This window comes from Bradyrhizobium sp., assembly GCF_049691595.1.
Lineage (GTDB): Bacteria > Pseudomonadota > Alphaproteobacteria > Rhizobiales > Xanthobacteraceae > Bradyrhizobium.
The window spans coordinates 1-24166 of the sequence record NZ_JBAVNZ010000236.1 but is presented as its reverse complement, the minus strand read 5'-3'; the positions used below and the strand labels follow the sequence as shown (position 1 = coordinate 24166).

Below are 24166 nucleotides of genomic sequence, written 5' to 3'. Positions count from 1 at the left end.
TCAAAGAGGGACCAGGTGGAATTGTTCTGGACTCAAGGCGAATGAGTACGAGTACCGGTGCGGTTGGTCTTGCGGCGCACGGCCGCAAGCGATCTTTCCGTAATATCATGGCTCGGCATTTGCCCGGCGCCGCCGCCATCGCCGGCGTGGTGCTGGGCTGCGCCTGGATGGTCTACAGCAATATCATCGGCGCCAGCATCTATCCGTCGATGGACCATGCCGCGATCGATACGCCAGTGATCAAGGAGCCCGCGCGCGCGACGCGAAATTCGCCGCCGGCCTTCGATGAGGTGTTCACGGCGCTGGCGGCCGCGCCGCCGGTATCGTCGAGGCCCGAGACCGTCCCAACTTCGATTATGTTTAATGAAAGGTTCGCGGCATCGGCACCGCAAGGCGAGCCTTCCAGGGTCGCCGACGCCTCGCCGCTGATAGACTCGCCGCTGATCGAAACGCCGACGCTCGCGGCCGTGACAAAGACAGCCGACGCACTGAAGCTGGTCGAAACGGCGAAGAAGGTCGAAGCACCAAGGCTCGTGGAAGCACCGAGGCTGGTGGAAGCACCGAGGCCGAAGCAAGGCGCCTCTGCCGCGGCATCGACCCAGGTTGCGCTTAATGTGCCGGGGCCGGCGCGGCGAACCGCCGACGCAAAATCCGCCGACGTGAAGCCTGCGAAAGCGCCGGGCGACGCCATTCGCGACATGGCGGAGCGCGCCAAGGCCGCGGTAATGTCGTTTGCTTCCAGCGAGAGGCAAGGCATGGTCGAAAAACTGTGGGGCAAACCGCCGTCGCATGGACCGCTGCTATCGTTCGCATCGGCCGACGCCAGCGTCACCGGCAGCCTCCCGGACGACTACGGCAAAAAGCAAAACCCGATGCTCGGCGGCTCGCCGCCCTATGACCGTCAGACCGCAGTCTACGACATCTCCGCGCGCAAGGTCTATCTGCCCGACGGCAGCGCGCTGGAGGCGCATTCCGGCCTCGGCTCCAAGCTTGACGACGTGCGCTATTCGCACGTCAGGATGCAGGGCGTCACGCCGCCGCACATCTACGAGCTGACGCCGCGCGAGGCGCTGTTCCACGGCGTGCCGGCGTTGCGGCTGACGCCGATCGGCGGCGAAGACGCGATCTTCGGGCGCAGCGGCCTGCTTGCGCACAGCTACATGCTCGGCCCCAACGGCGATTCCAACGGCTGCGTATCGTTCAGGGACTATGACGCCTTCCTCGATGCCTACCGCAACCAGGGCATCAAGCGGCTGGCGGTGGTGACGCGGGTGGAGTGAGCGGCGCGGTTCGTTGCCACGCGCGCGATAGATCCCAACGTTCGTCATTCCGGGGCGACGCGAAGCGCCGAGCCCGGAATCCATAACCACGGCGGCCTCTAATGGTCCTCTGCCAGCTGACATTTGGGGTTATGGATTCCGGGCCCGCGCCAAGCTGCGCGTCCCGGAATGACGAAGGAGAGAGTTTGGCCAGACAAAACCCCCGGCCTCGCTGCCGGGGTTTTACGAAGCAATCGTCAGGCCGCAGGGCGCGGCACGATTTTCTTGTAGCTTCGGGTCTTCTCCGCCTTGGAGAGATCGTGCGCGGCTTGCAGGTTCAGCCAGAACCGCGGGTCGGTACGAAAATAGCGCCCGAGTCGGATCGCAGTATCCGCGGTGACATCGCGGGTACCGCGCATGATTTCGGTCAGGCGGTTGGCCGGAACGTCCAGCTCCTTTGCCAGGGCTCGTGCTGAAAGGCCCAGCGGTACGAGATACTCCTCCCGCAACACCTCTCCCGGATGAGTGCGCAACCGCGCCATCGTCGCCTCCTTAGTGATAGTCTACGATCTCTACCGCCTCGGGACCGTCCGGCGTCCAGCGGAAACAGACGCGCCACTGGCGGTTGATGCGGATAGAATATTGCCCGCGACGATCGCCTTTCAACGCTTCCAGCCGGTTGCCCGGCGGGGAAAGCAAATCATCCAGGCGGGTCGCCGCGTCTACCATATCGAGCTTGCGTAGCGCGACGGCCTCCATGCTCCGCCAGCGCGCCGAACAGTCACCATCGCGAAACAATCGTTCGGTGGCCCTGTCGCCAAAGCTGCGGATCATGATCTCTAGTATGTGATACGTATCGCATAACGGTCAAGGGACCCCCATACAAAAAGGGCGCGGCTTGCGCCACGCCCTTCTGTTTCATGTTGAAGACTTTGATCAGAAATCCATGCCGCCCATGCCGCCGCCCGGAGGCATGCCGGCGCCGGCGCCCTGGTTCTTCTTCGGTACTTCGGCGACCATGGCTTCGGTGGTGATCAGGAGAGCCGCAACCGAGGCTGCGTTCTGGATCGCCACACGAACCACCTTGGTCGGGTCGATGATGCCCTTGGAGATCAGGTTGACGTATTCGCCGGTCTGCGAGTCGAACCCGTAGGAGTACTGGTCCTTCTCGAGGATCTTGCCGACGATGACGGAACCGTCCTCGCCCGCGTTGATCGCGATCTGGCGGGCCGGATAAGACAACGCCTTGCGGACGATCTCGACACCGGTCTTCTGGTCGTCGTTCTTGGTGCGCAGTCCCTTGAGATGTTCGGAAGCGCGAAGCAGAGCGACGCCGCCGCCCGGCACGATGCCTTCTTCCACGGCCGCGCGGGTCGCATGCATCGCGTCATCGACGCGATCCTTGCGCTCCTTGACCTCGACCTCGGTCGCGCCGCCGACGCGGATCACCGCGACGCCGCCGGCGAGCTTGGCCAGACGCTCCTGCAGCTTCTCGCGGTCGTAGTCCGAGGTGGTTTCCTCGATCTGCGCCTTGATCTGGGCGACGCGGGCCTCGATGTCGGACTTCTTGCCGGCGCCGTTGACGATGGTGGTGTTCTCCTTGTCGATCATCACCTTCTTGGCGCGGCCGAGCATGGCGAGCGTGACATTCTCGAGCTTGATGCCGAGATCTTCCGAGATCGCCTGGCCGCCGGTCAGGATCGCGATGTCCTGCAGCATGGCCTTGCGGCGATCGCCGAAGCCCGGAGCCTTGACGGCAGCGACCTTCAGACCGCCGCGCAGACGGTTGACGACCAGCGTAGCGAGAGCTTCGCCTTCGACGTCTTCCGCGACAATGACCAGCGGCTTGCCGGTCTGCACCACGGCCTCCAGCAGCGGCAGCAGTTCGTTCAGCGAGGAGAGCTTCTTCTCGTTGATCAGGATGTAGGCGTCCTCCATCTCGACGCGCATCTTGTCGGCGTTGGTGACGAAGTAGGGCGAGATGTAACCGCGGTCGAACTGCATGCCCTCGACGACCTCGAGTTCGGTCTCCAGCGACTTGGCTTCCTCGACGGTGATGACGCCCTCATTGCCGACCTTCTTCATGGCGTCGGCGAGGAACTTGCCGATTTCCACATCGCCATTGGAGGAGATGGTGCCGACCTGGGCGATTTCCTCGTTCGAGGTGACCTTCTTGGAGTTCTTGACGAGGTCGGCGACGACGGCTTCCACCGCCAGGTCGATGCCGCGCTTCAGATCCATCGGGTTCATGCCGGCGGCAACCGACTTGGCGCCTTCCCGGACGATGGCCGCGGCCAGCACGGTCGCGGTGGTGGTGCCGTCGCCGGCGGCATCCGCCGACTTGGAAGCGACTTCGCGCACCATCTGCGCGCCCATGTTCTCGAACTTGTCTTCGAGCTCGATCTCCTTGGCGACGGTGACGCCGTCCTTGGTGATGCGGGGAGCGCCGAACGACTTGTCGAGCACGACGTTGCGGCCCTTGGGACCGAGCGTCACCTTGACCGCGTTGTTGAGAATTTCGACGCCGCGCAGCATGCGGTCGCGCGCGTCGACGCCGAATTTGACTTCCTTGGCTGACATAGTTGATTTCCCTGAGTTGATTCTGGTCTCTCACCCTTCGAGCGGCGCCCGCGAGGCGCGGCTCAGGGCGAGCGTGTGGCGCTGGCTTACGCCGCCTTCTTCTTGGCGGCGGGAACGTCGGTGAGGACGCCCATGATGTCGCTTTCCTTCATGATCAGCAGCTCGTCGCCGTCGATCTTGACCTCGGTGCCCGACCATTTGCCGAACAGCACGCGGTCGCCGACCTTGATGTCGATCGGGATCAGCTTGCCAGCTTCGTCACGGCCACCCGGGCCGACGGCGGTGACTTCGCCCTGCGACGGCTTTTCCTTGGCGCTGTCCGGGATGATGATGCCGCCAGCGGTCTTCTCTTCGGCGTCGATGCGCTTGACCACGACGCGGTCGTGAAGCGGACGGAATTTCATGCAGTCCTCCTAGGCTTTTGCAAATGTTGTCAGATTCTTGATGTTGGCAGTCCGAACCGGCGAGTGCCAGCACGGCTGAGCAGGACATAGGGTAGTCCTGGCCGGCGGGCAAGGGCTTCTAGCAGAAAAATTGGCACTCAAAAGTACGGCCTGCCAAATTCGTTCATCATCATTAATTTCGCAGAACGAACCGCGAAACCCCGTATTAGCACGTGCGGTAAGCTGCTGCTAACGCGTGAATTTTGAACAACTCGTTAAACATTTGGGCTTGTGATGGTGGGGTCGCGTGCGTCACATTTCTCTCATGTGAGCGCATCTCCACCGGGTGGCTCCCGGGCGGTGGCCATCCAAGAAATGCGCTCCAGCAATGGAGGTTGGCATGGTCTCGCGGGTTGGCGTTGTTTCCGAGGATTTCCGGAAGCAGGTGCTGGGTTACGGGCTGACGACGGCGCAAATTCTGTATCGGATGCCGGATCACCCCTCGCTGCTGCAGACTTACGTCTGGCAGAATTACGATCTGTTCCCGAAATTCCCGGCGCTCAGGGATTTCCTGGCCTTCTGGCAGGAAAAGCTCGATGGCCCGCTGTTCTCGGTCACCGTGGCGCACTCCAAGCTGATCAAGCCGGCCGAGCTGCGCGCCGTCGACGGCGTGTTCAGGCTGCATTGAGCGCGGGAGAGCAGGATCTGCAGGGTGGGCAAAAGGCGCGCTTCGCGCCGTGCCCACCGCCGCACAATGAATTTGCCGGAACGCCTTGGTGGCTCGCTCTCGCTTAAGCCCACCCTGTGAAATCTGTTTTGTGTTAGGCTCCTTTCCATCCACGATCAGGGAGCCAACCATGGCCAAGCAAAAGGCGACATCAAGAGCCGCAGCCAAAACCGCGGTAAAGAAGAAATGGACGGGTCACAAGAGCGCCGCCAAATCCTCATCCCGCAAGACCATCAAATCCAAAGGCCGCGTTTCGACGGCCAAACCCAAAGCGCGGCCGAAGCAGCGCATCGCCATCAGCCATCATCGCGACGAGGACTTCAAGGCCGACGGCCTGCGCGCCTACGCGAAATATCGCGATCTCGGCATCGCGGATGCCACGCACGGCCTGGCGCAGGCGCATGTGATCCGGCTGGTCGGCCCGTGCAATCCGGCGGAGGTCTCGAAGCTGCACTACCACGACGTCGAGTTCCAGATGGTCTATGTGCTCAAGGGCTGGGTGAAGACCTATATGGAAGGACAGGGCGAAACCTTGATGAAGGAAGGAAGCTGCTGGACCCAGCCGCCGCGCATCAAGCACCTCATCATGGATTATTCCGACGACGTCGAATTGCTGGAGGTGATCCTGCCGGCGGAGTTCAAGACGGTCGAGTTGGCGGCGTGAAGCGCCGTCATTCCGGGATGGTGCGCCAGCACCAGACCCGGAATCTCGAGATTCCGGGTCTGGTGCTTCGGACCATCCCGGAATGACCGAGGGGCGTCAACTCAACACCCCCACGATCGCGCCCATCAGGCAGGTCGTCAGCGTGCCCGAGACGATCGACTTCAATCCCAGCGCGTTGATTTCGTCGCGGCGCGCCGGCGCCATGGTGCCGAGGCCGCCGATCATGATGCCGAGGCTGGCGAAATTGGCGAAGCCGCACATCGCGTAGAGCATGATCAGCCGTGAGCGCGGATCGAGCGCGTCGGGACCGAGTTTGGACAGATCGACATAGGCGATCAATTCGTTCAGCACGGTCTTGGTGCCCATCAGGTTTCCCGCCGTGATCGCCTGCGGCCATGGCAGGCCCATCAGCCAGCACACCGGCGCCATCAGATAGCCGAGCAGCCGCTGCAACGAAATTTTGGCGCCGCCGATGTTGGGCAACAGGCCGAGGATCGCATTGGCGAGATAGACCAGCGCCACCAGCACCAGCAGCATCGCGATGATGTTGAGCAGAAGCTCCAGCCCGGCCGCGGTGCCCTTGACGATCGCATCCATGGTGCTGGACGCGTGCATGTCGGGTTCGACGAGCGATCCACCGGTGCGCTTGTCTGAGGTTTCCGGCACCATGATCAGGCTGACCAGGATCGCGGCCGGCGCGCCGAGCACGGAGGCGATGACGAAATGCGCCGCCGCATCCGGGATCAGCGGCGCCAGCAGCGTGGCGTAGAGCACGAGCACGGTGCCGGCGATACCCGCCATGCCGCCGGTCATGACCAGAAACAATTCGCTGCGCGTCAGCTGCGCCAGATAGGGGCGGATGAACAAAGGCGCCTCGACCATGCCGAGAAAGATGTTGGCCGCGGTCGAAAGTCCGACCGCGCCGCCGACGCCAAGCGTGCGCTCCAGAAGCCATGCCATGCCGCGCACGAGCGGCGGCAGCACGCGCCAGTAGAACAACAGCGTCGTCAGCACGCTCATCACCAGAATGATCGGCAGCGCCTGGAACGCCAGGATGAATTCCGCGCCCGGCGCCTTGAGATCGAACGGCAGCGCGCCGCCGCCGAGATAGCCGAACACGAAGGCGCTGCCGGCGCGGGAGGCGGCGGCGATGGTGCCGACGGCGTCGTTGATGGCGCCGAATGCCGTTGCCACCGGCGGCAATCTGAGCAGCGCGAGCGCGGTGACAAGCGTGACGGCAAGTCCGGTCGCCGCCTGCCGGATCGAGACCGCGCGACGATTTTCGCCGAGCATCCAGGCAAGGGCCAGTAACGCCAGTACGCCGAACGCCGATTGCAGTTGCAGCATGATCCCCAAAACTCCCACCGCGATTATGGCAGCGGGACTCCGAAGCGCAATGGTGAGCATGGCGATCGGAGCCGGCATTGCCGTTCGGCGCGATGCCGGCCGCCGTGCTCGGCGGCGCCGGCACCATCGCGATCGCGCTGTTGTGGATGAAGCTGTTCCCGACGCTGCGCGATGTGGAAAGGCTGGAGCAGGGATGGAAGTCGGTCTCGTGTCCCGGGCGCGATGCAGCGCGCAGCGATGCGTCGCAGAACCGGGACCCATCAGACAAGAAAGCATGGGCCCCGGATCAGCAGCGCACCACGCCGCAAGGGCGGCGCGCTGCGCTGCATCCGGGGCAAGAGAACCTAGCCCCGCCCGACGAACGGCATCTTGCTGGCCATCACCGTCATGAACAGCACGTTGGCGTCGAGCGGCAGGTTGGCCATATAGGCCACGGCATCGCCGACCGCCTTGGCATCCATGCGCGGTTCCGGAATCTTGCGGCCGTCGGGCTGCAGCACGCCGGCGACCATGCGGTCGGTCATTGGCGTCGCCGCATTGCCGATGTCGATTTGCCCGACCGCGATGTCATAGGCGCGGCCGTCGAGGTTGGTGGCCCTGGTCAGGCCGGTGATGGCGTGCTTGGTCGAGGTGTAGGCGGCGGAGAACGGCCGCGGCGCGTGCGCCGAGATCGAGCCGTTGTTGATGATCCGGCCGCCGCGCGGGGTCTGGTCCTTCATGATGCGGAACGCGTGCTGCGTGCACAGGAACGGCCCGGTGAGGTTGGTGTTCACCACCGCCTGCCACTGCTCGAGGCCGAGATCCTCGAAATTCACCGGCGGCGCGCCCATGCCGGCATTGTTGAACAGCACGTCGAGCCTGCCATAGGTGTTCACGACCTTGGCGAACAAGGCGGCGATCGACGCAGGATCGGTCATGTCGGCGGAAACGCACAGGCTGTTGCCGACATTGTCGCCGAGCTTCCTGGTCTCTTCCAGCATCTCCATGCGGCGCCCGGCGAGCACCACCGTAAAACCTGAATTCATCAGCGCCAGCGATGCCGCGCGGCCGACCCCGGTGCCTGCGCCGGTGACGACGGCTACTTTGTTTCCTGCCTCGGCCATGGGTTTCCTTACCTTGTCAGTTCTTGTTAGTTCTTGGCTTCTGTCTGGTTCTTGTAGGGCGGTCTCGGGATATTCTGATGCGCCGCGCGCAGCGCCGCCGACCAGCGCGAGCGCAAATCGTGGAAATAGGGCTCACCGGCCTCGATCCGGTGATTGAGATCGGCCTCGCAGGCGTCGGGGCGCACCACCAGCACGTCAATCGGCATGCCGACGCCGAGATTGGAGCGCATGGTCGAATCCATCGAGATCAGGCTGGTCTTCAGCGCCTCATAGAGTTCGACGTCGTAATGCATCGCGCGGTCCAGCACCGGCTTGCCGTATTTGTGCTCGCCGATCTGCAGGTAGGGCGTGTCGGTGGTGCATTCGATGAAATTGCCGGCGGTGTAGACCATGAACAGCCGCATCCGCGAACCCTTGATCTGGCCGCCGAACAGGAACGACACGTCGAAGCTGACATCTTCCGACTTCAACGCCGCGCCTTCGGTGGCGTGGACGCTGCGGATGGCGCGGCCGATGCGCTGCGCCGCCTGGAACATGGTCGGTGCGTTCATCAGGGTTTCGACCTCGCCGGTGTCGGGGTCTTGCAGCCCCTCGGTCAGGGTCGACAGCACCGACTGGCTGATCGCGAGATTGCCGGCGCTGGCGATCCCGATGATGCGCTCGCCGGGCTTGCTGAAAATGTGCAGCTTGCGGAAGGTCGAGACGTTGTCGAGGCCGGCATTGGTGCGGGTATCGGCGATCATGACCAGACCGTCCCGCACCAGCACGCCGCAGCAATAGGTCATTCCCAGTCCCCGAACCGTCCCGGATGATCGGCGGGAAACCAGTAGCCAATTTCAGGGGGTCATCCAACCCCAATTCTCGCAGGCGCGCGAAATGGCGGAAGCCTGCGACGGCTCGGGAATGCGGGTATTGATTAAGCAAGCGCTCTCCGGCACGCTTGCGGCTCGACAAGAACAAGAAGCTTGGGAGGCTAACATGCGCGCCAGCCGGTTGCGGGGACGATCCGTCGCATCGATTGCGTTGCTGTGTGTTTCATTGCTCGCCGCCATCCCCGCCGCCGCGCAGAAAAAGGGCGGCACCCTGCGGCTCTATCACAACGACAATCCGCCGAGCACCTCGCTGCTCGAGGAATCGACCATCGCCTCGGTGATGCCGTTCGCGGCGGTGTTCAACAACCTGATCGTGTTCGATCCTGCCAAAATCCACGAGAGCATCGAGACCGTGATCCCGGATCTGGCCGAAAGCTGGTCCTGGGATCCGACCAACACCAGACTGACCTTCAAGCTGCGGCAGGGCGTCAAATGGCATGACGGCCAGCCGTTCACCGCGAAGGATGTGCAATGCACCTGGCAGATGCTGATCGGCAAGGGCGACACCCCGGATTTTCACCGCAACCCGCGCAAGGTCTGGTACTTGAAGCTGCAGGACGTCTCGATCAACGGCGACCATGAGGCGACGTTCGAGCTCAGCGAGCCGCAGCCGAGCCTGCCGGTGCTGCTCGCCAGCGCGTTTTCAGCCGTTTATCCCTGCCATGTTCCGCAACAGGTGATGCGCACCAGGCCGATCGGCACCGGGCCGTTCAAATTCGTCGAATTCAGGCGCGGCGAATCGATCCGCCTGGTGCGCAATCCCGACTACTTCAAGAAGGACCGTCCCTATCTCGACGAGATCACGGTGAGGACGATCGACAGCCGCGCCACGCGCATGCTCGCTTTCGCGACCGGCGACTACGACATCACCTTCCCGTCGGATATCAGCGTCCCCTTGATGAAGGACCTCAAGGCGCGGGCGCCGAACGCGATCTGCGAGATCATCACCACGGGAACGCAGATCAACCTGATGGTCAATCGCGTCAACCCGCCATTCGACAATCCCGACATTCGCAAGGCGATGTCGCTGGCGCTCGATCGCAAGGCCTTCAATTCGATCCTGATGGAAGGGCTGGCGCGGCTGGGCGGGGCCATGCTGCCGAAGCCCGAGGGCGAGTGGGGCATGCCGCCGGAGATGATGTCGTCGCTGACGGGATATGGTCCCGATACCGACGGGAACATCACCGAGGCGCAGGCGATCATGCAAAAGCTCGGCTACAGCGACGCCAGGCCGCTGCAAATCAAGATCCAGACGCGGAACCTGCCGACCTATCGCGATCCCGCGGTGATCGTCGCCGACCAGCTCAAGAAGATCTACATCACAGGCGAGCTCGATATTCTCGATACGCCGCGCTGGTATGCAAGGCTTGCGAAGAAGGATTACACCATCGGGCTGAACGTCACCGGCGTCAGCGTCGACGATCCCGACGGCAATATCGTCGAGAACTATTCGTGCAAATCGGAACGCAACTATACCCAGTACTGCAATGCCGAGGTAGACCGGCTTCTCGCGACGCAATCGCGCGAACTGGACCGGCAGAAGCGGCGCAGGATCGTCTGGGACATCGAGCGCATCCTGGTCGACGACGCCGCGCGTCCGATCATCCTGCACGGCTCAGCCGGCAATTGCTGGCAGCCCTACGTCAGGAACTACAGGCCGCATGACAACAGCCAGTACAACCATCTGCGGTTCGAGGACGTATGGCTGGACAAGTGACGGCGTTATAGCCGTCATTCCGGGGCGCGCTAAAACTCCATCACCGTCATTGCGAGCCACCGGGTCGCGCGAACGCGCGCCCGATGACAGGCTCCGCGACTTGTCCGCCGTAGCTCAGCGAGCGAAGGCGGAAGCAATCCATGGCGCGGCAAACCAAGTGTGGATTGCTTCGTCGCTGGCGCTCCTCGCAATGACGACCGTTGTGGGGTTCACGACTGCGATTGCCACTGCCCCGGCCGTCCGGCCTGGTCGACCTTGACGGCGACCGTCAGCGTTTCGGTGCCGCCACCGTAACGGGTGCCGCGCACCGGTGCTGCGCCGAGATAATCGAGCCCGACCGCGACGCGGGCGTGGGCGTCGGTGGTGGAGATGGCGTTGGCGGCATCGAACCCGACCCAGCCGAGATCGGGCACGAAGGCTTCGGCCCAGGCATGGCCGGCCTGCTGGTTGACCATGCCGTCGGAGCGCAGGAAATGCCCGGACACGAACCGCGCCGGCACGCCGCCGGAGCGCGCGCAGGCGATGAAGATATGCGCATAGTCCTGGCACACGCCCCGCTTTAGCGCGAAGGCCTCCACCGCCGAGGTCCCGCTGTTGGTCGGGTCTTCGTCGAACGTCATGTGCTCGTGGATCTGCACCATCAGCGCATGCAGGAAGCCGAGTACGTCATGATCGGATTCCGAGCGCAGCTCGCGCGCGAACGTCGCCATCGCGGGATTGACTTCGGTCAGCGAGGTCGAACGCAGGAACAGGCTCGGCGGAAAACGCTCGTCGGTGCCCTTCAGCACGCCGCCGGTATCATGGGTTTCGATCAGGCCTTCGACGTTGATGGTGAGGTCGGCGACCGGACCATCGGTCAGCACATGGGTGACGTTGCCGAAAGCGTCCTCGTGCACGTCGAGCCGCGAATCGGTCGAGACGTCGATCTGCCATTCGGCGACATATTGCCCGTCATGGCTGCCTGGCGTCAGCCGCAGGATCTGGATCACGCCCGAGGCCGGCGGCGTGTAGCGATAGCTGGTGGAATGGGTAATTCGCAGGCGCATGGCGGCCGAAGTCCAACTTTGGTGTGAGCAGCGAAAACGAGCGCTAAATCAGATACTGCCTGGTGATGATCTCGCCGAGCCGTGAGTTGTCCGCGATGAATTCCTGGATGAACTCATGCACGCCATGCTGGAAGATATCGTCCATGTGGCTGTGTTCAAGCCGGTTGCGGACGCCGCGGGCGTGGCGCTGGGCGGCGCCCTGGCGGCCATAGGCGACGCCGATCTGGTCGAGATTGCGCACCAGATTGCCGTAACAGCTCGCCAGCGAACGCGGCAGCGTATCGTTCAGGATCAGGAGATCGGCGATCAGCCAGGGTTTCAGCGTCTCGCGATAGACCCAGTGATAGGCGGTCAGCGCCGACACCGAGCGCAGGATCGAGGTCCACTGGTAATAATCCAGCGGACCGCCGACATGCTCCTCCTCGGGCAGCAGCACGTGGTACTTGACGTCGAGAATGCGCGCGGTGTTGTCGGCGCGCTCCAGGTGCAGGCCGAGCCGCGAGAACCAGTAGGCATCGTTGCGCAGCATGGTCCGGTAGGCCGAGCCGTCGAACCGCAGCGAGGTTTCCTGCACGAAGCGCAGGAATTTCGCCAGCTCCTCGCGGGTCGAGGTGCCCTTGCCCCAGACTTCCCCGAGTTCGATCCAGGCCGAGTTGATGGTGTCCCACATCTCGCTGGTCAGCGCGGTGCGCACCGAGCGCGCATTGAGCCGGGCGGCCTCGATGCAGTTCCTGATCGAGGAGGGATTGGACGGCGAGAACGACAGATACTCGACGACATTTGGCTCGTTGGCCTCCTGATAGACCTGATAGAAGCCGGCGCTGACGCCGGCGGTGAGCAGCGCGGAATCCCATTCATTGGTTTTGCCGGTATAGGCAGCCGGCAGCGCGGTCACGCGCAGGGTCGCATCGATGGTGCGCGCGAGATATTCCGCCCGCTCCACGTAACGGGCGAGCCAGTACAGGTTTTCGGCGGTGCGCGACAGCATAAGGCGTATTCGCTCTCTACTCGTCCAGTATCCAGGTGTCCTTGGTGCCGCCGCCCTGGCTGGAATTGACCACCAGCGAGCCTTCCTTCAGCGCCACCCGGGTCAGCCCGCCCGGCACGATGGTGGTGTGCTTGCTGCCGGTCAGCACGAAGGGACGCAGATCGACATGGCGCGGCGCAAGGCCCGTGGCGGTGCAGGTCGGGCAGGTCGAGAGCGCCAGCGTCGGCTGGGCGATGAAACCCTCGGGCTCGCGTTTCAGCTTGTCGCGGAACGCCTCGATGGTCGCTTTGGTCGCGGCAGGTCCAATCAGCATGCCGTAGCCGCCGGAGCCGTGCACTTCCTTCACCACGAGTTCGCCGAGATTGTCGAGCACGTAGGCGAGATCCTTCGGCTCGCGGCAGCGCCAGGTCTGCACATTCTTCAGGATCGGTTGTTCGCCGAGATAGAATTTCAGGATCTCCGGCATGTAGGAATAGATCGCCTTGTCGTCGGCGATGCCGGTGCCGACCGCGTTGGCCAACGTGATGTTGCCGGCCGCATATGCCGACATCAGCCCGGGCACGCCAAGCGCGGAATCCGGGCGGAAGGTGAGGGGGTCGAGGAAATCGTCGTCGACCCGGCGGTAGATGACGTCGACGCGTTTCAGGCCCTCGGTGGTCCGCATGAACACTTCATCGTTCCTGACGATGAGGTCGCGGCCTTCCACCAGCTCGATGCCGAGCTTGTCGGCCAGGAAAGAGTGTTCGTAGTAGGCGGAATTGAAGACGCCGGGCGTCATCAGTGCGACCGTCGGCTCGGCAGCGGCATTCAGCGGCGCTACCGAGCGCAACGCCGACAGCAGTTCATTCGGATACCGCTCCACCGGCGCGACGCGATGGCGGGCGAACATGTCCGGAAACAGCCGCATCATGATTTCGCGGTTTTCCAGCATGTAGGACACGCCGGATGGCGTGCGCACGTTGTCCTCCAGCACGATGAAGTTTTCGGCGTCGACCCGGATGATGTCGATGCCGGCGATGTGGACATAGACGTCGTGCGGCACGTGCTGGCGGTTCATCTCCGGGCGGAACACCGGGTTCTGGAAGATCAGGTCTTCGGGGATGATATTGGCGCGCAGGATATCGCGGCCGTGATAGATGTCGCGCAGGAACATGTTGAGCGCGCGCACCCGCTGCTTCAGGCCGCTTTCGAGCAGGATCCATTCCCGGGCCGACATGATTCGCGGGATCACGTCGAAGGGGATCAGCCGCTCCTGGGCCTCGGCGTCGCCATGGATCGCGAAGGTGATCCCGATCCGGCGGAACAACAGCTCCGCTTCCTGGCGGCGATATTCCAGCGCGTCCGGCGGCGTCTCCTTCAGCCAGCGGGAGAGCTCCTGATAGGCCGGGCGGAGGTCGCCACCCAGGCCATTCATTTCATCGAATGCGACCGGCATGGAATCCGACTGTCTTTCAAAGCCATGCGACACAGTGCATGACTTGACAGGATGGTAGCAAGGGCCGGGCCAGCGCGATATGCAAGGGCTGGTGGCATTTGCTATGGGTGCTGGACGATGCTGCCCGAAAAACTGGCTGCCGGGTGCCTGTTTCGGCGGCAAAACCTCGTGACTTCAAGGCGCCGCCTCGGCAATGTCACGGGACAGGTGAGGAGAGGCTATGAGCGAGATCGTCACGGCGGGAATCCTGGTCATTGGTGACGAGATCCTGTCCGGCCGGACCAAGGACAAGAACATCGGCTTCATCGCCGAGTACCTCACCAATATCGGCATCGACCTCAAGGAAGTGCGCGTGGTCGCCGACGACGCGGCCGATATCATCGCGGCGCTCGATGCGCTGCGGCATCGTTACACCTACGTCTTTACCACCGGCGGCATCGGGCCGACCCATGACGACATCACCGCCGACAGCGTCGCCAAAGCGTTCGGCGTCGGCATCGATCATCACCCCGAGGTGGTGGCGCGCTTCAAGGAGCGGTTCCAGAATCCGGGTGAGCTGAACGAGGCGCGGCTGCGCATGGCGCGGATCCCCGACGGCGCCGAACTGATCCAGAGCGCCACCATCCTTGCGCCCGGCTTCAAGATCGGCAACGTCATCGTCATGGCCGGGGTGCCCTCGATCATGCAGGCGATGATGGACATCGTCTCGCCCAAGCTGAAATCCGGCGTGCGCATGCTGTCGGAATCGGTGCGCGCCAATGCGCGGGAGGGCGACATCGGCGGGCCGTTGCGCGAAATCGCCAACGCGCATCCCGACACCATCATCGGCAGCTATCCGTTCCAGGACGAGGACAAGAAGCCGAACACCAATCTGGTCGTGCGCTCCCGCGATCCGGAAAAGCTCGGCGCGGCGATGGCCGCGGTCAAGGAGATGCTGGCGGGGCTGAACGTGATCCGCTAGCGGATCATGGTCCAGTTGCGAGCGCGGCGACGCAATCAGGAAAATGCAGGAGAAAAGTATGGCGGCGGAAGCTCCGGAACTGAGCGCGCAGGAGCGGGCGGGAAAAGCCTTTCCGGTCTCATGGGACCAGTTTCACCGGGATTGCCGGGCGCTGACCTGGCGGCTCAACGAGGTCGGGCCGTTTCATGCGGTGATCGCGATCACCCGCGGCGGCCTGGTGCCGGCGGCGATCGTCGCCCGCGAGCTCGGCGTGCGCGTCATCGATACCGTCTGCATCGCGGTCTACGACCACACCAAGCAGGGCGACCTGAAGGTGTTGAAGGGAATCTCCGCTGACACCGCCGCGCTTGGCGGCGGCACCGGCAAGGGACTGTTGATCGTCGACGATCTCGTCGACACCGGCACAACCGGACGGCTGGTCCGCCAGATGCTGCCGGACGCGCATTTCGCAACGGTCTATGCCAAGCCGATGGGACGTCCGCTGGTCGATACCTTCATCACCGAAGTGTCGCAGGACACCTGGATCTTCTTCCCCTGGGATACCGCGCTGTCGTTCCAGCCGCCGATCCGCGACGGCGCGGCGTGATTTAGCCGCGTCATTGCGAGCCACCGGGTCGCGCGAACGCGCGCCCGATGACAGGCTCCGCGAAGCAATCCATCGCGCGGCAAAATGGATTGCTTCGTCGCTAACGCTCCTCGCAATGACGCTTGTGGCGAATAGTCGGGCCTTCTTATGCCTTTGCAAAACCGCGTCACGCCACAAGGCGACATCATCGCCACCTCGCATCGCGGCCTGTTCACCGGCAACCGCGGCATCATCCATGATCCCGCGACCAGGACGCTGCTCAGGAAACGCTGGTCCAGCCCGGCATGGATCACCTGCGTCTGCGAATTCAGGGGCCGGTGGCGGAAAGTGATGAGCGGCCGCAGTTGGACCGAACTGTTCTTTCTGGATGAAGCGACCGCGCTCGCGGCCGGCCACCGCCCGTGCTTCTTCTGCCGCCGCGACGACGCCAACCGTTTTCGCGCGGCGTGGGAGCAGGGCAACGGCGTGGCCAATGTTCGCGCCCGGCAAATGGACGCCGTGTTGCATCGGGAGCGGCTCGATCGCGGCAGGAAGCGGCTGCATCCGCTGCCGATGCCGCTCGGCGAATTGCCCGATGGCGCGATGGTGCAGGCGGCAGACGACAGTTTTCTGATGGTGCGGGGAAGGGCGGTGTTGTGGTCCCCGGCCGGCTATCGCGAAGCTGAGCGCGCGATCGAGAATGCGATGCTGCTGACGCCGCCTTCGACCTTGGGGGCGCTGGATGCGGGATATCGCCCGGTGCTGCATCCGAGCGCTGTGACGTAAATATCAAAGCTCGTCATTCCCCGATGTGCAATTGCACATCGTGGATGCGCCGCGCGCCCGTCGGGCAAATCACCGCCCGTCGGGCAAATCGGTGTCCAGCCCTGTTTCGAAAAATATTCCACTTTGCTCGTCGGGCAAATCATCTCTACAAGCTCGCGCCATCCTGTCCCGAAAAGAGGGGCGTTGGCCATCGTCACGAACGTTGGGACGGGTTGCGGTGGACGCGGCGGCGTCGGCGTGAAGCGAAATCGCAGGGCGGGTTTCCCGTGAGCGGTCATCCTTCATGCAGACGAACGACGATGCAGCGTACGGCAAAACCGTGTGGTCCTGGCACCCGTTGCTGGTGTCAAGTCGGCGAAGGCAAAGTCGGCCCAACCGGGCGCGGACATGCCGTCAATTCGCCGACGACGGTGACAAGACGAATTCGTCGCCGGGGAGAGCGCGGCATAAGACGTAAAACCATTGCGCAGGGAAGGCCGGAGGCCCCGGCTGATACCTGTATGCTCGTGTGCGCACTTTTTGCACATCTTGCACACGAGACCGCGGGTGCCAGCCAGCACCCGGCCTTCCCTGCGCCCTCTATTTGAAGAGGGCGGAGATTTCGACAACAACCCGGACGCATCGCGCTGCGGGAACATAAATGCATGTCATGAGGCCGTCATTGCGAGCGCAGCGAAGCAATCCATTCTTTCTTTACGCGGCGAAGATGGATTGCTTCGCTGCGCTCGCAATAACGGCGCTTGAAAGCGCCTCGCACTCACCCCAACCGTTGCCGCGCCAGCTTCGCGCCCGCGCCGAGCGCCATCAGTTTCGCTTCGGCGATATCCCGGCGCATCGGTGCCATGCCGCAGTTCGTCGTCGCGACGATGTTGCTCCTCGGCACGAATTTCGCGACCTGCTCGATCACCCGGACGACGTCTTCGGCGGTCTCGATCGTGTCGCTGGCGACATCGATCACGCCGGCCTGCACGATCTTGCCGGTGAGCAGGCCGAGCAGATCGAGCGGCACGCGCGAATTGCGGCATTCGATCGCGACCTGCTGGATCGGGCTTTTGGCGATCGCCGGAAAAATATCCTCATATTGCCGCCACTCAGCTCCGAGCGTCGCCTTCCAGTCGGTGTTGGCCTTGATGCCGTAGCCGTAGCAGATGTGCACGGCGGTGGCGCTGGTCAGGCCCTCGGCGGCGCGCTCCAGCGCCTTGATGCCCCAGTCGGAGACCTCGTCCATGTAGACGTTGAAGGCGGGCTCGTCGAACTGGATCATGTCGACGCCGTCGGCCTGCAAGGCGCTGGCTTCCTCGTTCAACAGTTCGGCGAAGGCGAACGCCATCTTGACGCGGTCGCCGTAATATTTGTCGGCGATGGTGTCGATGATGGTCATCGGGCCGGGCAGGGTGAATTTCAGCTTGTGCGCCGTGTGGGCGCGGGCGACGCGGGCCTCGTCGGCATGGACGCGGCCCTTGAGCTTCAGCGGCGCCACCACCTGGGGCACCATCGCCTTGTAGCGGTCCTTTCGAATGCCCATCTCGACCTTGTGGGCGAAGTCGATGCCCTCGATCTTCTCCAGAAAGCCGTGCACGAAATGCTGGCGGGCCTGCTCGCCCTCGGTGACGATATCGACGCCGGCGTCCTCCTGCAGTTTTATCGCCAGGATGGTGGCGTCGCGCTTGGCGCGGGCGAGCTCATCACCCTTCGACTTCCAGGGTGCCCACAGCGTGTTGGGCTCGGCCAGCCATTCCGGCTTCGGCAAGGAGCCGGCGATCGTCGTTGGAAACAGCATGGGGCCTCCCGGTCGGTTCTGATTGAGCGCCTGTCTGCCATGTCCTATGATCGAGGTACAGAACAACAAAGGTCGCTTTTCGCCCGGCCGGTTCCGGTCCATCTAAACCCTGGCTTGATCGGGAGTTCAGTCGTCAGCTCCAATCACCGTCAGGAATTGACCAGCCCCGGATATCGCCATCGCTTCGGGGCCACGATAATCGGCCTGCGGCCGCAGGTGCAGGCGGGGCTTTCGATCGGCAAATTCGTCAAGGAGCCGTTCGAGGAGGAGCGCGGCGCAACATGTTCGGGCAGAAGGCGAAGGAACTGGCGGGGCGCAAATAACAATCGGTTGTCATTCCGGGATGCGCCACTTGGCGCAGGCTATGATGTGCAATTGCACATCAGAGAATCCATAACCACGATCGGGAGTATGGATTCCGGGCTCGCGCTTTGCGCGCCCCGGAATGACGAAAGTGCAATTAATCGCGCGTAGCGCAGACAACAAAGGAAACCCCATGATCGAATTCTTCTTCGACTGCTCCAGTCCGTGGACCTATCTCGCTTTCCACAACATCCAGCCGATCGCAAACGAGTTCGACGTCGAGATTTCATGGCGGCCGATCCTGGTCGGCGGCATCTTCAATACCGTCAACCCCAGCGTCTACGCCGCGCGCGAGGCGCCGGTGCCGCTGAAGGCGCGTTACCAGAAGAAGGACCTGGCCGACTGGGCGCGCTCGGCCGGCCTTGCGATCAGGATGCCGCCTTCGGTGTTTCCGGTGAACAGCGTCAAGGCGATGCGCGGCTGCATCTGGCTCGGCCGCGAGCTGGTGCCGTTCGCGCGCGCGGTGTTCGAGACCTATTGGGGCGGCGACAAGGATATCTCGCAGGACGCGGTGCTGACTGAGATCTGCAAAAGCGTCGGCGTCGATCCGCGAGAGTTCTTCGCAGGCATCGGCGCGCAGGCGATCAAGGACCAGCTCAAGGCGAACACCGAGGAAGTCGTGGCGCGTGGCGGCTTCGGCTCGCCGACCATCTTCATCGACCAGACCGACATGTATTTTGGCAATGACCGGATGCCGCTGATCCGCGAGGCGCTGGCGCGGCGAACAGCGAGCGCCGCCTGATGCCGAAGGCCGTCGTCTGCCGCGCGTTCGGTCCGCCCGAAAACCTGCGGCTGGAAAGCTTTGCCGCCGCGCCGCTTGGGCCGGGGCAGATTCGCGTCGCCATTCGTGCTGCCGGGATCAATTTTCCCGACATCCTGATGGCCGCTGGCGAATACCAGCTCAAGCCGCCATTTCCGTTCACGCCCGGCGTGGAGGCTGCCGGCGACGTGATCGAGGTGAAGGATGCGAACGGCGTCGCGATCGGCGACCGGGTGATCGTCAAGATGCGGCACGGAGCCTATTCTGATCAAGCCGTCGTCACGCCCTCGCAGCTCACGCCGCTGCCGTCGACCTTCGACTACGCCGAGGGGGCGACGTTCCTTGCCGGACACGGCACGGCCTATCATGCGCTGATCGACCGCGGCCAGCTTCAACCGGGCGAAGTGCTGCTGGTGCATGGCGCCGGCGGCGGCGTCGGCCTGGCGGCGGTCGAGATCGGCAAGATGCTGGGGGCCACCGTGATCGCGGCGGCGTCATCCGAGGCAAAGCTCGCGGCCGCCAGGGCGCGGGGCGCCGATCATCTCCTGCGCTACGACCGCGAGCCGTTCCGCGACGCGGTGAAACGCATCACCGGCGGGCGCGGCGCCGATGTGGTGTTCGATCCCGTCGGCGGTGAGGTGTTCGAGAACAGCATGCGCTGTATCAACTGGGGCGCGCGGCTTTTGATCATCGGCTTCACCGGCGGCATCGGGCTCGCCCGCACCAATCTGTTGCTGATCAAGGGCGCGAGCGTGCTCGGCGTCCGCGCCGGCGAAGCGGTGCGAAAGAACCCGGCGCTCGGCGCCGTGCGGTTGAAGGCCTTGCTGGAATGGGCGGAGGCCGGAAAGATCCGCCCGAACGTCTCGCACCGGCTGCCGCTGGAAGACTATGCGCCGGCGATGCGGCTCCTGATCGACCGCAAGGCGATCGGACGGGTGGCGCTGATGATGGGGTGACCGAGTCGTCATTCCGGGATGGTGCGTCAGCACCAGACCCGGAATCTCGAGGTTCCGGGTTCGATGTCATCGGGCCGCGCTTCGCGCGGACCCGGTGGCATCGCCCCGGAATGACTGCTTCGCAGTCACTCATACTCCCGCTCCTGCCACCACGGAAAATAATCCGGCATGTCGCTCGACACCTTGTCCTTGAACACCGCCGGGCGCTTTTCCAGGAACGACACCACGCCTTCTTTCACGTCCTCGGAGCGGCCGCGGGCGTAGATGCCGCGGCTGTCGACCTTGTGGGCTTCCATCGGATCGTCGGCGCCGAGCATGCGCCACATCATCTGCCGGATCAGCGCCACCGAGACCGGCGCGGTCTTGGCGGCGATTTCCTTCGCCAGCGCCCGCGCGGTCGGCAGCAATTCGTCCGGCGGCACCACCTTGCTGACGAGGCGGCCGGCGAGCGCCTCCTGTGCCGGAAACACCCGGCCGGTGTAGCACCATTCCAGCGCCTGCGAGATGCCGACGATGCGCGGCAGGAACCAGCTCGAGGCGGCCTCGGGCACGATGCCGCGCTGGGAGAACACGAAGCCGAAGCGGGCGGCCTCGCTGGCGATGCGGATATCCATCGCCAGCTGCATGGTGACGCCGATCCCGACCGCCGGCCCGTTCACCGCCGCGATCACCGGCTTCAGGCATTTGAAGATGCGCAAGGTCAACTGGCCGCCGCCGTCGCGCACCTGGGGATCGCTGTAGTCGACGGCGCCGCTGGCCAGCCGCTTCACCGGTCCGCGCCGCGCGTCGCGATCAAACGTGTTGGCGCCGGAGGAGAGATCAGCGCCGGCGCAGAACCCGCGCCCCGCGCCGGTGACGATGATGGCGCGGATGTCGTCGTCCCTGTCGGCCGCATCGAAGGCGTCGATCATTTCCTGCTGCATGGTGCCGTTGAAGGCGTTGAGCTTGTCGGGCCGGTTCAGCGTGATCGTCAGAATCTGTTCGGCAACCTCATATTTGATCGTCTCATACGCCATTGGGGGAGTTCCTTCCTGCTGTACGTTTTGTTGATGACTTCCAATCCGTCATTCCGGGGCGCGAGCAAAACGAGCGAACCGGAATCCATAACCACGATCGGGAGTATGGATTCCGGGCCTGCGCCAAGAGGCGCATCCACGATGTGCAATTGCACATCGGGGAATGACAGAGAGAGGCTATTTCTTCGGCGGCGTGGGCCACGGCCGTTGCGGGCCGCGCAGGCCCTCGAAGGCCTTGGCCATGGCGAGCACGCCGATGTCGTCGAAGCGGCGGCCGATGATCTGCACGCCGATCGGAAAGCCGTGTCTGTCGTAGCCGCCATTGATCGAGGCCGCCGGGTTTTCCGACATGTTCCACGGCACGGTGTAGCAGATGTGCTCGAAAGGCTTTGCGGGGTCGTTGAGCGGGGCGGCGAACTCGGCCGGAAAATTCACCACCGGCGATACCGGCGAAATCACGTAATCATGATCGCAGAACAATTTGGCGGCCGCGGCGCGGATCGCCATGGTCTGGTTGAACCCCCTGACGACATCGACGCCCGACAGTTTTGCACCGGCCTCCGCCCATTTGCAGATATAGGGCAGCGCCTTGGCGCGTTCGTCCGGCGTCAGCATGGAAAGGTCCGACCACATCCGCGCACGCCAGAAATTGTCGAGCCCGTCGAGCATTTCGCGCGTCAGCACGCCATCGACTTCGGTGACGACGGCGCCGGCCGCCTCGAACGCCGTGGCGGCCTTGACGGCGACCTCGCGGACTTCCTTCTCCAGCGCCTGGCCGACGCCGAGGTCGAGCATCAAGCCGATGCGCAGCTTGCGCGGCGATTTTTCCAGCGCCTTCCAGTTGATCTCATGCGCCGGCAGGCTCATGCCGTCGCGGCGGTCGGGGCGCGACAGCACGCTCATCATCAAGGCGGCGTCGTCCACGGTGCGCGTCATCGGTCCGGCGACCCGGCCGACATAGGGCGGATCGATCGGAATTCGTCCAAGGCTCGGCTTGAGCGCCACCAGCCCGCACCAGCAGGCCGGCAGCCGCAGCGAGCCGCCGATGTCGGTGCCGAGATGCAGCGGACCGTACCCGGCGGCGGCGGCGGCGCCCGCGCCGGAACTCGAGCCGCCGGGATTCTTGCTGAGATCCCAGGGATTGCGGGTGAGGGGATGAAAGCTCGACAGGCCCGACGACAGCATGCCGTAATCCGGCATGGTAGTCTTGGAGAAGATCACCGCGCCGGCTTCGCGCAGCCGCGCCGCGGGCGGCGCATCGACGGCAGAGGGCACCAGCTTGACGCTGGCCGCGCCAAGCGGCACCGGCTGGCCCTTGGTCGCGATATTGTCCTTGATGGTGACGGGAACGCCGTCCAGCGTGCCCATCGGCTCGCCCTCTTGCCAGCGATCGGTCGAGGCCCTGGCGACGGCGCGCGCGCCGTCGGGATCGAACGCATAGAGCGCCTTGATATGCGGCTCCCACACCGCGACATGCGCCAGCACCTCTTCCAAGACTTCCGACGGCGAGAACTGCTTGGCGCGATAGCCTGCCAACAGGTCGAGGGCGCTGAGGTCGTGCAGCGACGTGACCGCTTGCTTGCTCGCTGGTTTATGCATGGGCCCCTGCCGGCAGACGGGTTTCGATGATGCGCGCGAACATGCTGGCGCCAACAGGCAGGATCTTGTCGTCGAGGATGTAGCCGGGATTGTGCACCGGCACCGAGCCGTCATGGCCGATCCAGAAATAGGCGCCGGGCACCGCGTGCAGCATGTCGGAAAAATCCTCGCTGCCCATCTTCGGCTGCGTCCGGGTGATGACCTTCGCCGGGTCGACCACGGTGCGCGCGACCTGCTCGACCACCCTGGACTGCTCTTCCTGGTTCACCAGCACGCTGAACGTATCGCGAATATCGGCCACGATCTCGACATGGAAGGCGCTCGCCATGCCGGCGCAGAGCGCGCGCATCCGCTCCCGGATCAGCGCGCGCACCTCGTCGGAAAAGGCGCGGACGGTGCCGCACAGCCTGGCGTCGCCGGGGATCACGTTGTAGGCGGAGCCTGAGTGAAACTGGGTGATCGAGACCACCGCCGCCTGCAGCGGATCGACGTTGCGGCTGACGATGGTCTGCAGCGCCTGTCCGAGCGTCATCGCGATCACGATCGGGTCCTTCGAGCGCTCGGGCATCGCGCCATGCGCGCCATAGCCGTTGATGGTGATGTCGAAGAAATCGGCGCCGGCCATCGCCGGTCCGGGAAGGATCGCGATCTCGCCATGGTTCAGGTCGGGCGCGTTATGCAGCCCATAGACCTCGTCGCAGGGGAATTTCTCGAACAGCCCGTCCTTGATCATGGCGCGGGCGCCGCCGAGGCCTTCTTCCGCCGGCTGGAAGATGAAATGCACGGTGCCGTCGAAATTGCGCGTCTCCGCGAGATAACGCGCGGTGCCGAGCAGCATGGTGGTATGGCCGTCATGACCGCAGCCGTGGAAGCGGCCCGGGATGGTCGAGCGCCATCTCAAATTGGTGTTCTCCTCCATCGGCAGCGCGTCCATGTCGGCGCGGAGCCCGATGCGCCTGCCGCCGGCGCCTTTGCCCTTGAGCACGCCGACCACGCCGGTGCCGCCGAGGCCGCGATGCACCTCGATGCCCCATTGCGTTAGCTTGTCGGCGACGATGCCGGAGGTGCGCACTTCCTCGAAGCCGATCTCGGGATGGGCGTGCAGATCCCTGCGGATCGCGGTCAGTTCCTCGGCATAGCTGTCGATGCGGTCGATGGTGGGCATGTCTGTTTATCCCGTTGAGCGTGACTGGGTGGTCGGGGTGAAGGCCGGGCCGTTCGGCTTGATGCGGACACCCGGCCGCAGCCGGGTCCAGGGC

23 protein-coding genes and 1 pseudogene are annotated in these 24166 nt (G+C 64.0%); 10 read left to right on the top strand and 14 right to left on the bottom strand.

The features are described 5' to 3' along the window. The first annotated feature begins 107 nt into the window (after positions 1 to 107). Positions 108 to 1280, top strand: a complete 1173-nt coding sequence (locus tag WCE35_RS10635) for a tlde1 domain-containing protein (RefSeq protein WP_424593296.1) — start codon at positions 108 to 110, stop codon at positions 1278 to 1280. 236 nt (positions 1281 to 1516) lie between these two features. Here WCE35_RS10635 and WCE35_RS10630 read toward each other — a convergent pair whose 3' ends face one another. The 4 genes from WCE35_RS10630 to WCE35_RS10615 all read right to left on the bottom strand — a co-directional run bounded on the left by WCE35_RS10630 (position 1517) and on the right by WCE35_RS10615 (position 4243). Next, entirely contained in the window at positions 1517 to 1801 is a 285-nt protein-coding gene (locus WCE35_RS10630; RefSeq protein ID WP_424593295.1) for a HigA family addiction module antitoxin, read from the bottom strand. A 10-nt stretch (positions 1802 to 1811) separates the two neighbouring features. After that, positions 1812 to 2093: a type II toxin-antitoxin system RelE/ParE family toxin gene (locus WCE35_RS10625; protein WP_424593294.1), complete on the bottom strand. Its 282-nt coding sequence runs from the start codon at positions 2091 to 2093 to the stop codon at positions 1812 to 1814. A gap of 102 nt (positions 2094 to 2195) precedes the next feature. Beyond that, positions 2196 to 3839, bottom strand: coding sequence for a chaperonin GroEL (groL, locus tag WCE35_RS10620; protein ID WP_424593293.1), 1644 nt, complete (start codon positions 3837 to 3839; stop codon positions 2196 to 2198). Between the two features lie 86 nt (positions 3840 to 3925). Next, entirely contained in the window at positions 3926 to 4243 is a 318-nt protein-coding gene (locus WCE35_RS10615; protein ID WP_424593292.1) for a co-chaperone GroES, read from the bottom strand. Positions 4244 to 4622: 379 nt separating this feature from the next. On the opposite strand from WCE35_RS10615, the gene WCE35_RS10610 reads away from it, so the two are divergent. Together WCE35_RS10610 and WCE35_RS10605 are read left to right on the top strand one after the other, a co-directional pair. Then, positions 4623 to 4910 carry an usg protein gene (locus WCE35_RS10610; protein WP_424593291.1) on the top strand — a complete coding sequence of 96 codons (288 nt, stop codon included), beginning with the start codon at positions 4623 to 4625 and terminating at the stop codon, positions 4908 to 4910. 169 nt (positions 4911 to 5079) lie between these two features. Continuing rightward, a complete protein-coding gene (locus WCE35_RS10605; RefSeq protein WP_424593290.1) occupies positions 5080 to 5613 on the top strand; it encodes a cupin domain-containing protein in 534 nt (177 codons plus the stop codon). A gap of 96 nt (positions 5614 to 5709) precedes the next feature. On the opposite strand, the gene WCE35_RS10600 is transcribed toward WCE35_RS10605, so the two are convergent. From WCE35_RS10600 to WCE35_RS10590, 3 genes are all read right to left on the bottom strand, one after another. Beyond that, positions 5710 to 6960 carry a NupC/NupG family nucleoside CNT transporter gene (locus WCE35_RS10600; protein WP_424593289.1) on the bottom strand — a complete coding sequence of 417 codons (1251 nt, stop codon included), beginning with the start codon at positions 6958 to 6960 and terminating at the stop codon, positions 5710 to 5712. Between the two features lie 344 nt (positions 6961 to 7304). Beyond that, positions 7305 to 8063, bottom strand: a complete 759-nt coding sequence (locus tag WCE35_RS10595) for an SDR family oxidoreductase (RefSeq protein ID WP_424593288.1) — start codon at positions 8061 to 8063, stop codon at positions 7305 to 7307. A gap of 26 nt (positions 8064 to 8089) precedes the next feature. After that, complete coding sequence (locus WCE35_RS10590; RefSeq protein ID WP_424593287.1) at positions 8090 to 8848, bottom strand: peptidase; 759 nt, start codon at positions 8846 to 8848, stop codon at positions 8090 to 8092. Between the two features lie 193 nt (positions 8849 to 9041). Here WCE35_RS10590 and WCE35_RS10585 point away from each other — a divergent pair, with 193 nt between their 5' ends. Beyond that, on the top strand, positions 9042 to 10652 hold the full coding sequence (locus tag WCE35_RS10585; protein WP_424593286.1) for an ABC transporter substrate-binding protein: 1611 nt from the start codon (positions 9042 to 9044) through the stop codon (positions 10650 to 10652). Positions 10653 to 10861: 209 nt separating this feature from the next. Here the strand turns inward: WCE35_RS10585 and WCE35_RS10580 are convergent, their stop codons facing one another. The 3 genes from WCE35_RS10580 to WCE35_RS10570 are packed head-to-tail and all read right to left on the bottom strand — an operon-like array spanning position 10862 to position 14121. Further along, positions 10862 to 11698 carry a transglutaminase family protein gene (locus WCE35_RS10580; protein WP_424593285.1) on the bottom strand — a complete coding sequence of 279 codons (837 nt, stop codon included), beginning with the start codon at positions 11696 to 11698 and terminating at the stop codon, positions 10862 to 10864. Between the two features lie 43 nt (positions 11699 to 11741). Next, positions 11742 to 12686, bottom strand: a complete 945-nt coding sequence (locus tag WCE35_RS10575) for an alpha-E domain-containing protein (protein ID WP_424593284.1) — start codon at positions 12684 to 12686, stop codon at positions 11742 to 11744. A gap of 16 nt (positions 12687 to 12702) precedes the next feature. Beyond that, entirely contained in the window at positions 12703 to 14121 is a 1419-nt protein-coding gene (locus tag WCE35_RS10570; RefSeq protein ID WP_424593283.1) for a circularly permuted type 2 ATP-grasp protein, read from the bottom strand. Positions 14122 to 14341: 220 nt separating this feature from the next. Here WCE35_RS10570 and WCE35_RS10565 point away from each other — a divergent pair, with 220 nt between their 5' ends. From WCE35_RS10565 to WCE35_RS10555, 3 genes are all read left to right on the top strand, one after another. Then, positions 14342 to 15082, top strand: a complete 741-nt coding sequence (locus WCE35_RS10565) for a competence/damage-inducible protein A (protein WP_424593282.1) — start codon at positions 14342 to 14344, stop codon at positions 15080 to 15082. Between the two features lie 58 nt (positions 15083 to 15140). Then, on the top strand, positions 15141 to 15668 hold the full coding sequence (gene gpt / locus WCE35_RS10560) for a xanthine phosphoribosyltransferase (protein ID WP_424593281.1): 528 nt from the start codon (positions 15141 to 15143) through the stop codon (positions 15666 to 15668). Between the two features lie 147 nt (positions 15669 to 15815). Then, positions 15816 to 16433, top strand: coding sequence for a hypothetical protein (locus WCE35_RS10555; RefSeq protein WP_424593280.1), 618 nt, complete (start codon positions 15816 to 15818; stop codon positions 16431 to 16433). A gap of 757 nt (positions 16434 to 17190) precedes the next feature. Here WCE35_RS10555 and WCE35_RS10550 read toward each other — a convergent pair. Then, positions 17191 to 18213, bottom strand: a complete 1023-nt coding sequence (locus tag WCE35_RS10550) for a methionine synthase (protein WP_424593279.1) — start codon at positions 18211 to 18213, stop codon at positions 17191 to 17193. Between the two features lie 207 nt (positions 18214 to 18420). Here WCE35_RS10550 and WCE35_RS10545 point away from each other — a divergent pair. From WCE35_RS10545 to WCE35_RS10535, 3 genes and pseudogenes are all read left to right on the top strand, one after another. Then, positions 18421 to 18536, top strand: a pseudogene (locus WCE35_RS10545) (thiol:disulfide oxidoreductase); the annotation flags it as partial. A gap of 173 nt (positions 18537 to 18709) precedes the next feature. Beyond that, a complete protein-coding gene (locus WCE35_RS10540; RefSeq protein ID WP_424593278.1) occupies positions 18710 to 19318 on the top strand; it encodes a 2-hydroxychromene-2-carboxylate isomerase in 609 nt (202 codons plus the stop codon). Further along, positions 19318 to 20292 (top strand): NADPH:quinone oxidoreductase family protein, encoded by a 975-nt coding sequence (locus WCE35_RS10535; protein WP_424593277.1) that lies wholly within the window; start codon positions 19318 to 19320, stop codon positions 20290 to 20292. Before WCE35_RS10540 ends, WCE35_RS10535 begins: the two co-directional genes overlap by 1 nt. A 125-nt stretch (positions 20293 to 20417) precedes the next feature. Here the strand turns inward: WCE35_RS10535 and WCE35_RS10530 are convergent, their stop codons facing one another. From WCE35_RS10530 to WCE35_RS10520, 3 genes are all read right to left on the bottom strand, one after another. Next, the gene (locus WCE35_RS10530) at positions 20418 to 21308 is read right to left on the bottom strand and encodes a crotonase/enoyl-CoA hydratase family protein (protein ID WP_424593276.1); all 891 of its coding nucleotides are present in this window, start codon (positions 21306 to 21308) and stop codon (positions 20418 to 20420) included. 177 nt (positions 21309 to 21485) lie between these two features. Next, the gene (locus WCE35_RS10525) at positions 21486 to 22907 is read right to left on the bottom strand and encodes an amidase (protein ID WP_424593275.1); all 1422 of its coding nucleotides are present in this window, start codon (positions 22905 to 22907) and stop codon (positions 21486 to 21488) included. After that, entirely contained in the window at positions 22900 to 24072 is a 1173-nt protein-coding gene (locus tag WCE35_RS10520; RefSeq protein WP_424593274.1) for a M20 aminoacylase family protein, read from the bottom strand. Before WCE35_RS10520 ends, WCE35_RS10525 begins: the two co-directional genes overlap by 8 nt. Positions 24073 to 24166 lie beyond the last annotated feature (94 nt).